Source organism: Anaerococcus sp. mt242 (assembly GCF_016798225.1).
In the GTDB taxonomy this organism is placed as follows: domain Bacteria; phylum Bacillota; class Clostridia; order Tissierellales; family Peptoniphilaceae; genus Anaerococcus.
The window spans coordinates 65896-76642 of the sequence record NZ_JAEUYX010000007.1 but is presented as its reverse complement, the minus strand read 5'-3'; the positions used below and the strand labels follow the sequence as shown (position 1 = coordinate 76642).

Sequence of the window (10747 nt, the reverse complement as noted above, 5' to 3'; positions counted from 1 at the left end):
TTATGATGAGGTGCAGGCTGGGGATAGGATCACCCCCGCGTGTGCGGGATAAACTCTTTTTTTCTATCAAGTTCATCTACATGCCTAGGATCACCCCCGCGTGTGCGGGATAAACTATAGCCTGTGGTTGATTGTTTTACTAGTTGATGGATCACCCCCGCGTGTGCGGGATAAACTTTACTCTTATGATGAGGTGCAGGCTGGGGATAGGATCACCCCCGCGTGTGCGGGATAAACTATAGAGCTTGAAAGACTTTTGAAAATGATTGAGGATCACCCCCGCGTGTGCGGGATAAACTATACCAGACATTCTTTTAAATTGTTCATCATAGGATCACCCCCGCGTGTGCGGGATAAACCTTACAATAATAGTATACGTGTTAATACGTATAGGATCACCCCCGCGTGTGCGGGATAAACTCAACCCCAGCCTTTGCTGCAGTCTTAGTCTTAGGATCACCCCCGCGTGTGCGGGATAAACAGTATTTTGATCCTTATTTATAGCCATCCTATTTTATTTTTTCTTTAAAAATATTTACTTTTGTTGAAAGCTCGTAGGTTAATTTGGCATCAGCCAGCGCCCTATGGGGTACCTCTTGACAAATCCCATATGATTTTAAGACTGTTTCTAGTTTATAGTTTTCTAGCATTCTTTTTTCTTTTTTTACATATCTCATCAAGTCTATGGTTTGATTTTTTATATTTCCTAATTTATGTTTGTTTAAAGATTTATTTAAGAAGTTTATATCAAAGTTATTCCCATAATTTACGAGGGGTAGGTCTTTAATAAACTCTAGTAGTTCGCTTAGGACTTCTTTTTCATCTTCTCCATTTTTATCTAAAAACTCGTCAGTTATTCCGGTAAGATTTACTATTTCTTTAGGTAATGAATGGTCTATCTTTATGGCCTTTTCAAATTCTTCAAGATTTCCATTAGATAATTTTATACAGCCAATTTCTATTATACTATTTTTATTAAAATCTAATCCATCTGTTTCTATATCTATAACTACATATGAATGTAATTTTTTGGATTGTTGCTGAAATTGTCGTGCTTTTATAAATTTTGATGCTGTACTATAGCCTAATTTTGTTTGATCATTTACTTCTATTTTTTCTTTCTTTTCAAGCATTACCAAGGGTATGCCATCAAAATCAATAATGGAAATCTCTTTGCTATTTGTCTTAAAGTCATATCCTATTTCATTGCGTGAAGCATAACAGATTGTAGCCTCACCTTCTTTTACATTTTCTACTACTCTTTTCCACAGTTCTTCTCTTACTTTGCTATTAAAATTTCCTATATAAACTCCTGTAGATATTTCTTGCATCCATTTTGTAAGATCACCACGGAGTGATGGAGGAGTGTTTTTTAATGTTATTACTGTAAAGGGCATTAGTACTCACTATAATTTATTCCATATTCTACGTGTTCTTCTTTATCATCCCATAAATGAATCTGATCTATTACTATTTCTTCTTCTTTTGGTATTTCTAAAAGATATTGCACATCTTTTACTATTCGTTCCATTAATTTTTCTTTTTGTATAAGATCTCTTATGGATTTTCTTGTGATAGTTTCAATATCTTCGTTTTCTGAAATTAATGACGCTACTTTAAATGAAATAGGTATAGTTATTTCTGCCTTATATAAATCTGCAATATCATATACAAAGGCTAGATCATGGCCGGAATGAACAAAACCTAATCCAGGGGAGATACCTAATGCTACAATTATGCTATGGACTAATCCATAAAGTGCAACATTTGCCACTGATAAGGCCTTGTTAACCTGATCTGATTTATCGAAATCATCTGGATCATAGACTCTACCTGACCATTCTACATCATATTTTTTCGAATTATCTTTGTATACTCTACGGACTCTTGTTCCTTCTCTACCACGCAATTGTTGGATTGTTAGATTGCTTACATCTTCTTTTGGAAATCTCATCTGATACATTTTTCTAGCAACGGCTGCTCTACTTCTAGTATTTGATACTAATTTAGCTTGTTTTTCTAAATATCTAGATGAATGGGTTAAACTTCTGCCGTGAGCATATTGCCTCACACCATTTTCTCCTACCCATACCATTGCACAACCTGTATCTCCTATTAATTCCACAGCTCTATGACTAATATCTGTACCTGGTCCTAGGAGCAAAACACCAACCATTGCACAAGGGATTTTAACTATTCCTCTGTTATCTAAAAATATGATTGCACTATCTTGCCTATTAATTTTTGCATGTTCTACATATATAAAGCTAACTCTATCTGATATTCTAGGAAGTTCATTTATTTCTGCTTTTTTTGCTCCAAATGATTTTTTCATATTAATTATCCAAAATTATTGTCATTAGACCAAATCCATATGCTCTTTTCTTTCCTATACCGGAAGTAAGAGTTTCTATCATCTTATCTTTATCAGTTATCTTTAGTTTTCCTTGATAAGTAACTTGATCTAAATTTATTTTTTTTGAATTTTTAGAATGTTTAAAAGGCACTATTTTTCTTTCTGTTATTAAAAAATCATCATCATTTAAAAAAAATCCATTTTTTAAAGATCTATCTAGCAAATAATTGGCAAATTCTGATGATTTTAGTGGAACTATCTTACCTCTTTTAGATTTATCTACTTTACTTTTTATAGATATAGTTGGATTTAATACTACTTTAAAACGCGCAATATCTCCATTTTTAAGTTTATTTAAAAATGAATCATAAACTTTAGTAGAAGCTGTACCTTTTACACCATATTTTTCTAATTGATCTAAGTCTGGTTTTGTTTCACTTACTAGTAATAAGTAGTTTTTGCCCTTAAGTTGGTCAATTCTCCATAACTTTCTAGTACGAGTTTTGTTTTTTATCTCATCAGGAAAACTTTCTTCAACCCAACTATGATAAGCATTTAAATTAGATAATTTTTTGAGGTTCATTCTATTATTAAAATCAATTTCTACTCTTGACATATACATAATAAATCCTCCTAAAGACTGCCATAAGCGTCATGCTCATCATAAGTAGTAAGATTATTATTTTCACTTGTAGGGTCGATTGCTTTTATTATTAGCTGACTTTCATTTCTATATTGGTGTTTTCTCGCTTTTTGTGAAAAAGATATAACCATATCTCTTCTTTGCGATACTCTTAAGTTTTTTTCAATAGAAGCATCCATGTAGCAAGATATAGCATTATCATTATGTTTTTTATACCAATATTTAGCTTGCCAAGGATAGTTTTTTAATGTATCTAAAATATTATCATCAAAAATTCCAAGTAAAAAATCGGCTGAGGGTGGACATGATCTTCTGCCCATAAATGTTTGAAAATATGGGTTTCGAAGATTCTCATATATTTCTTCGATAAATTTATCATCATCATGACTTAAAGCTACTACGAATATTGCATCTTCAAGATAATAACGATTAGTAACATAAGTCCTATCAAAATCCCCATTTTCTTTAAATTTTTGTGCTATCTGATAGTCCCTTAGTAAATTTCCCTGTTGGTCTATTCTTACTGCATAGTTTAGTTCATTTAGCTTTTTTATTTTACTATCTTCATCTCTTTGATATCCAAAACTAGCAGCTATTAGACCTATTACTGCACTTTTTGATGGATATAGGTCTGTTTGCCTTGTTTCAAAATGGGAATTAGTTCCCCATGATTGAAGTGGTCCTGAAAATTTTAATAGTATTGTTTTCAAAAAATCACCCTACCAATTTGATAACTCTGTGTCTAGGAAATTTCCTAAGTCACCTATCAACTCATTTAATGAATTTTCATTTTCAATATTATCAGAAGAAAAATTATAGTTATTTAAGTCTAAGATAAATGTTTTTATAGTTTTATTTACAAATTTTTCTACCTTTTCGTTTTCGTTCAACAATGCATTTACAGATTTTTCTACATATCCTTCATTTGATCTTATAGGATTCTCAAAGGCTGAGACTAAGTTTACTGGTCTATCATCTCTTAATGTAACCATTACAAATTGAGGAAGAGTTTGATTGGCAAAAGTATTTACTTTTCCTGTTGGAAGGCTATTTGTAAATGATTTTACAAATAACTTTCCAGCATTTAATACAGCTTCTTTATTTTCCAATTGTTTGTATAATTCATGAATAGCTACATTTGCATATCGGTAAAGAGTTGATGAATTAAATTCTACTGTTCCAAGCATACCTGCACCGGCATTTTCTTCTGGAGCAAGGTCATCTACTGCTGTAAAAAAGTCAAATTCTGTATCTACTGAATGAGTTGAAATTGCATGGGCTACTTGGGTTGATGCATCTTCATTTAATGATGGATCATCTGCAACCATTCTACCAAATAAAGCTATATCTATGGCAGGATTATTTCTCAATATCTCTTTTAAATATTTTTTATCATTATTTCCATCAATTGCAGCCTTCGCCAACTCTTTAGCCTGACTATCACCTAAAAAGAAAAGAGCTTTTGCTTTTCCATCTTTAGTTTTTACGCCAGCATCATTTATTATTTTTTCAGCTAGACTAAAAGCTGTATCTTCATTGCTGGAGTCAATTTCAATTATTTTATCAGCTACAAATTGTACAATATCTTTTGTCCTAACACCCACATTTTCTTGTTCACTTTGTTCATAAAAATAAGTTCTCATCGCCCTTTTCCAAGATTGGGAGCTAACTCGGGCTCTTTTTACCCCACCATATTGGCAAGTTTTTGGACTTCCTGTGTCATCCCTATTAATATTTGAAGGTGGCAATGTTTGTATTGCGTGAACATCTAGAAACAGTCTATTATTACTCATTTTCTTCTCCTTTATTATTTTTTTCTTGGTTATTAAATCTGTAGTATTCTTTAGCCCAGCTAAGCTTAATATTTTCTCTCATACTTGGTATTTGTAAATAATATAAGTCTTGGGCAAGTTTTGCATAATTTACCTTTTGATCTGACCTAGACTTTAACAAAGAAATTAGTTGTCTTAGGTGAAAAATAAGCTCTTCAAAGGTATCTGCACTTATCATAGCGTTAAATCTTCTATTAGTTGATTTTGCATTTTCACTAGTTCTTAAAACTTTTAATGCACATCCTATATTTTTGTATTTATTTTCATCATCAGCTGCTAAAAAAACACTTTGGCTATTTCCTTGCTGATGAATAGAAAATATTTGTAGTGTTGTGATTATAGCTTTTTCTTGATATGACAAATCTCCATATTCACTAATAAATGAATCTGGGAGATATATATAAAGTGTAGAAAAAACTTCAATTGTTTGTGAATATGGTTTTGATATAGAATTTCTAAGATTTGATAATGTTGCTTTTGTAGCTGGTGCATCTAAGTTACTTGCAATTTGATTTAATATATTAGCAGTAACTCCATAAACAGATGGTTTGTTTATATTATTTTTATTAGACATTTAGGCCTCCTTTCTTAGTTGTTTATTTAAAAAGAATTTAAATGAATTATAAGCAGTTATAATGTTATGGGTTTTATCATCAATTGTAACACCTGTAAAGTCTCTTTGATTTGCATTTAATAATATTCTATCTGCTTCAGTTCTTACAATTTTTTCTAATACCTTCCTCCATTCTTCAATTTTTTGATCTTTACTATCCTCAAGCGTAATAGAAGATAACCAGTTTTTAAATGGATCATTTAATAAAAAGTATAAGTTTTCTACATTTTGTTCTACAAAATTATCTGAATGTTGATTTCTAATTAGTTTTATTTCTTTTAAAAACCTTCTATAAGTGACATCTACGATCTCTTTTGTTTCATTGATAGTATCCTCAATGCGGATAATCCATCCACTTTCTGCTAGATCTGTTGCTACAAAGTCATTTATATCTAAATAATCATATATTTCATTTACAGGTACCCAGCTAGTAGCATTGCCATCGTCTTCCATACTAATAGAATTGATAGTAAAATTGTAATCTCCAATTATACTTTTTATATTTTCTAAATGATTCATCAATCCTACTTTCCATATATCACTTGTATTTGGATTTAAAGCTAGTAAACCAAAGTATCTCCAAAGTCCTACATCTCTTTTATGTTTTTTGGGAGTAAAGGTTCCTTTATTAGGTCCCGTTTCGTTCTTTTTCCATGTTGTCATTAGCTCTAAATCTTGATTTTGGTGGTCAATTTCAGGTACTTTTACAACTTCAAAAGAAAACTCCTTATCTAAATCAGACTCAGGATCAATGTAGATGGCCCTAGAATATCTTGTATATAACTCTGATAAGTTATTGATAGGCAATAAAGATAACAAATTATTTAAAATTTCTTCTGAAGAATGTTCCCATGATGGTGTCTGTTTACTTTCTATGTATCCATTTGGATGGATTAGAGATAAATTTAACATCAAAGTTTCAAATAAATTATTTCCAGTAAAATATATACCACCTATATCAAATAGCCAGCCTTTTGAACTTGAAACTTCATATTTTTTTGTACCAAAAATTGTTTTATCCCCAGTCCCTGTATAGCCATGAAATGTTAAAATCCATCTTGTAATCTCTGCTTGGCTAGTAAGATTTTTAGTAGTTGCATCTTTTGCTGAAAATAAAGAAATCTTATTATTACTTTCTGATATAGTACGATTAATATTTTTTATATTGATAATAGTACCTTTTTTATTCTTAGTATTGGCTCTAATAATATCTTCCGTGACTTGCATAAATGGATATTTATCATCAAATAAGAAAAATCTATCGTACCATTTTTCTAGATATTCATTTACAATATTTGGAAAATGGCCTGCTTGCCAAAGAGTTTTCCATGTTTTCTTTAATTCTTTTTTATAATCTTTTATGTCATCTTCATCAATATCTTCTAATTGACGATATTTTTCATCTAATTCTATATACACATAGGGATTCCCATTGGCATCAAATCTAGAAAACACAGTTTGTAAAATTGCAAGCAAAATTCTAAGAACAGCAAAGTCTTGTGTTTTCATTTCTCCTGCTAGGTCCTTATAATTTTCTGCATTAGAAAATAATTCTTTTAATGATATTTCTTTTGTATCTCCATCATTGCCTATAACTAGAATCCATTTCTCATCTATTAAATTAAAGCTTGTCACTATCTCCCTTCCTTTCATAAGATAGTCCGTATTTATTTGAGTATCTTAATATATAATCACCAATCTCAAAAAAACCGTCTTTGTTAAAAATTATACCCAATGATCCTTTTAGCCAAGCACTGTCTTGAAACTTTAATAAATATTTCAAATTATATTTTTCTAGAAAATTTATTGTTTGATTTAAATTATAATCTTTTGTAAGAATTTGAGGTAGCTTTAAGGTATTTGCAGCTATAAGTTTTGCAATGTGAGAGTCATCTATTTTTTCGTAGATATCATCATCATTTCCAAATAGTCCTATTCCATGTTTATTTTCTTGAAGGGCTATAACTTCTATGGTTTCTTTTGTATCACGAACTTGGGCAAATGCCGCTTCTTCAGTATTTACCTCATTACTATTATTTAACCAACCTATTATAGTTTCACCTTCATCTTCTAAAAAGTCAGTATCAGGATTTCCTATTCTAAAGACTTTTGCTTTTTCTTTTTGGCACTCAATTAACCTAAAATGTTCATTTTTAAAGTTTTTATAAACACTATTTAATTTTTTATCTAATTTTATATCACAATCTGAGTAGACCTTTTGTACAAGTTTTGATAAATCATCTGGAATTATAATTTCATTTGGTAAAAAATATTGGCTGCGTGCTAAAAGATATGAGCTATATACAAATGAGGATCCTTCATCAAATTCTAATTTTTCTGATGTTCCTATTACATATAAAGTAGGATTTTTGTAATATTTATTTCTAATTATATTGTGTCTTTGAAGTCTTCCAGCTCTTTGTAAAATCAAGTCAATTGGAGCAAGTTCTGTTATCATAACATCAAAATCTATATCCAAAGATTGCTCTATTACTTGAGTGCCGATATATATTTTTCTATCTGGTCTATTTGCTTTTTTTCCTATTTTTTGCAACAACACTTCCTCTTTTTTTATTCTATGAGTATCAATAAATCTTGAATGTATCAATTCAAATGAGTCACTTCTAAAGACTTCCTCTACTTCTTTCGCTAAATTTTGAGCTTTTTTTACTGTATTTACTATTACTCCTATATTTCCTCCCTGTTTATACAAGGATTTAATTAGCTTTATTATATTATCCTCATCTTCTTTTATAACATGTATCTTCTTTGTGGAAGACTTTTCAAATTTATCTTCATATTTAATTATTGAACCATCATTATAAGTAATTAATGGATAGGTATCTATTGCTATTTGCCTATCATGCTTTTGCTTTCGTGCTTTTATGCCCTTGCCTATTAGATATTCTTTTATAAGCTCTTCTCTTTTTTCAGCTGGTAAGGTGGCAGATAATATTATAACCGGCACATTATAAGCCCCCATCCATCTTAAAGCTTGGTACAGATATTGATTCATGTATGCATCATAAGCATGGACTTCATCTATAACTACTACTTTTTTACTAAATCCTAGGTGTCTTAGAAAAAGATGTTTTTGCTTTAATGATAATAACAAAAATTGATCAATTGTTCCCACTACAAAATCATCTAAAATTGCAGATTTTTTCCCTGAAAACCATTCGTTAACAACTACACTTGGATGATCATCATAGTTTGCATCTGGGTTAATATTTTTTGCAAGCCTTTGAAAATCTTCATTCAAATATGCTTTTCCATGTACCAATCTTAATCCTAAATCATCCTCAAAATCATCTACAATATCTCTTAACCACTTTTCTACTCTTGGGAAAATTCCATTTGTAGTGGCTTGAGTAGGTAAGGCGAAAAACATGCCGCTAGATCCTTTTTTTTGAGCGAGTAATTCTACACCATATAAAGCAGCTTCAGTTTTTCCCATTCCCATGGGAGCTTCAAATATATAAATACCTGCATCTTTTGTATTCAAAATAGTTTCTACAAAAATTTCTTGATGTTTGTTTGGATAAAATCCAAATCGTTTTTTGAAATTTTCTTTATAATCAAATTTATAATCCGCTTGCCAAACTTCTGTTTTAAACCAATTTGTAAAACCTATTTCGACTCTTTGATCTAAATTACAGTCTATTTCATCATAGATTGAAAAAAGCGGAAAATATTTCGTATTACTTGCTATCCAGTCTGCCATAATTAAAAGTCCAGTCAATATTACTTGACCAACTTGATTTATTTCTGGCAAATCATCTATACTTTCAAAACCACTCAAATTTAAAGCCCATGAAAAAAAATATTTTTGTATCTGTTCCCATTTTTGATATATTGGGTTTGTACTTTTTTCTTCTTGATAATAATTAGATTCATAGGCGATTTGGTTTTTAATTGTAGTAAAGTTATCAACTGGCTTTCCATGGTGGGCACCTACAATAGAGGCTATATCTGCTTTTACACCGTATTTATATAATATATATTCACTTGCCATACTATGATGAGATTTATTCATTGAAGGAAGACTAGTACTTGCTATACCAAAAAATCCTACTTGTTCTAATTTTTCTTTTAATATCTTATCTAAATCATCTGAGTTTGCAAAACCTTTTTTAATTTGAAACGCTGGAGTAGCTTTGCCTAAATCATGACAAGCTCCTAAAAACATAACAAGATTCTTTGCAATGCTTTCATCCCCATTATCTATAGAATTTATAACTATATTTTTTTGTGAATCACTAAGCCAATGTTCCCACAACAAGGATGATACTTTTTGAGTATCAGATAGGTGAATATATAGTGGCATCCATTCAAAATTTCCATTTGTAATTTGTTTTTTTGCCCAAAAACTTTTATAAGATTCCATATTATTTCTCCTTAACTCCATAAACGAAGTTTTTTATTTTTTGCATCTTTCTCGATTTCATTTAAATAGCTTTGGTATTTTATGTTTGGCTCATAAGTTTTAGCTCTTGCATATCCATCTCTTACCAATATTCCATTTACCAATTGAGTTTCTATCTCTTCATGAGTAGGATTATTGGGTTCTTTGGGTGGAATTATCCAGATATATCTTAATAATCTATCATAATTATCGGTATCTGATATGTCTTTTTCTAGGTATACTATTTGTTTATCCAATAAATTTCTAGTGAACTCACTGGCTTCTTTTCCCCAAGGATCGGATATATTCATTGTAGGATTATATTCTGGTGTATCCATTCCTATAAATCTAACTTTTTGGTTTTCATTCTTTATTCTAATTACTGCTGTATCTCCATCTACAACTCTTATTACTTTTCCTGTTTGATAATTAGAATCCTCTTTTATAAAAAAATTATTATTTGCTAATACCACAGTAAGTATTATGATAATGCCAATAATATTGGATATTTTATTATTTTTAATTTTCATACTATTCTCCTTAATCTTATATATAGATTATATCGAAATTTTTGGTAAAATGTAAGAAATAATCTTTTTAGGAGGTATTATGAAATATTCAGTAAAAGATGCTAGTGCAAGGGCACACAACATTTATGAAAGTGATAATCAAGTTGTTACTCATTTAAATTTAAAATCTGGTGAGAGTATTCCTAGCCATGACAGTAATATGTCTGTTGTGGTTGTTATATACGAAGGTCAAGTTATATTTACAGAAAAAGATAAAGAATATACTATAAAATCTGGTGATATTATAAAACTTGAGCCAGAAGTTAGTCATAGTCTAAAGGCTTTAGATGATAGTAAACTTATGGTAATAAAGTCTGATCTAAAATAAA

10 protein-coding genes and 1 CRISPR repeat array are annotated in these 10747 nt (G+C 30.3%); of the genes, 1 reads left to right on the top strand and 9 read right to left on the bottom strand.

All coding sequences use genetic code 11. The features are described from left to right. Positions 1-26: 26 nt before the first annotated feature. A CRISPR array of direct repeats spans positions 27-482; the repeat unit is 29 nt; unit sequence GGATCACCCCCGCGTGTGCGGGATAAACT. A 27-nt stretch (positions 483-509) separates the two neighbouring features. The 9 genes from cas2e to JNO63_RS04780 are packed head-to-tail and all read right to left on the bottom strand — an operon-like array spanning position 510 to position 10379. Beyond that, positions 510-1397, bottom strand: coding sequence for a type I-E CRISPR-associated endoribonuclease Cas2e (gene cas2e, locus JNO63_RS04820; RefSeq protein ID WP_203127364.1), 888 nt, complete (start codon positions 1395-1397; stop codon positions 510-512). Continuing rightward, positions 1397-2335: a type I-E CRISPR-associated endonuclease Cas1e gene (cas1e, locus tag JNO63_RS04815; protein ID WP_203127363.1), complete on the bottom strand. Its 939-nt coding sequence runs from the start codon at positions 2333-2335 to the stop codon at positions 1397-1399. Before cas1e ends, cas2e begins: the two co-directional genes overlap by 1 nt. 1 nt (position 2336) lies before the next feature. After that, on the bottom strand, positions 2337-2978 hold the full coding sequence (cas6e, locus tag JNO63_RS04810; protein ID WP_203127362.1) for a type I-E CRISPR-associated protein Cas6/Cse3/CasE: 642 nt from the start codon (positions 2976-2978) through the stop codon (positions 2337-2339). A gap of 11 nt (positions 2979-2989) precedes the next feature. Continuing rightward, on the bottom strand, positions 2990-3709 hold the full coding sequence (cas5e, locus tag JNO63_RS04805) for a type I-E CRISPR-associated protein Cas5/CasD (RefSeq protein ID WP_203127361.1): 720 nt from the start codon (positions 3707-3709) through the stop codon (positions 2990-2992). A 9-nt stretch (positions 3710-3718) separates the two neighbouring features. Continuing rightward, positions 3719-4792 (bottom strand): type I-E CRISPR-associated protein Cas7/Cse4/CasC, encoded by a 1074-nt coding sequence (gene cas7e / locus JNO63_RS04800; RefSeq protein WP_203127360.1) that lies wholly within the window; start codon positions 4790-4792, stop codon positions 3719-3721. Further along, the gene (casB, locus tag JNO63_RS04795; RefSeq protein WP_203127359.1) at positions 4785-5405 is read right to left on the bottom strand and encodes a type I-E CRISPR-associated protein Cse2/CasB; all 621 of its coding nucleotides are present in this window, start codon (positions 5403-5405) and stop codon (positions 4785-4787) included. Before casB ends, cas7e begins: the two co-directional genes overlap by 8 nt. Further along, the gene (locus JNO63_RS04790; protein ID WP_203127358.1) at positions 5406-7079 is read right to left on the bottom strand and encodes a type I-E CRISPR-associated protein Cse1/CasA; all 1674 of its coding nucleotides are present in this window, start codon (positions 7077-7079) and stop codon (positions 5406-5408) included. It lies immediately after the preceding gene. After that, on the bottom strand, positions 7066-9831 hold the full coding sequence (cas3, locus tag JNO63_RS04785; protein WP_203127357.1) for a CRISPR-associated helicase Cas3': 2766 nt from the start codon (positions 9829-9831) through the stop codon (positions 7066-7068). The genes JNO63_RS04790 and cas3 overlap by 14 nt, the downstream gene beginning before the upstream one ends. 11 nt (positions 9832-9842) lie before the next feature. After that, on the bottom strand, positions 9843-10379 hold the full coding sequence (locus JNO63_RS04780; RefSeq protein WP_203127356.1) for a thermonuclease family protein: 537 nt from the start codon (positions 10377-10379) through the stop codon (positions 9843-9845). A 79-nt stretch (positions 10380-10458) separates the two neighbouring features. Between JNO63_RS04780 and JNO63_RS04775 the strand changes: the two genes are divergently transcribed. Then, positions 10459-10746 (top strand): cupin domain-containing protein, encoded by a 288-nt coding sequence (locus JNO63_RS04775; protein WP_203127355.1) that lies wholly within the window; start codon positions 10459-10461, stop codon positions 10744-10746. Position 10747 lies beyond the last annotated feature (1 nt).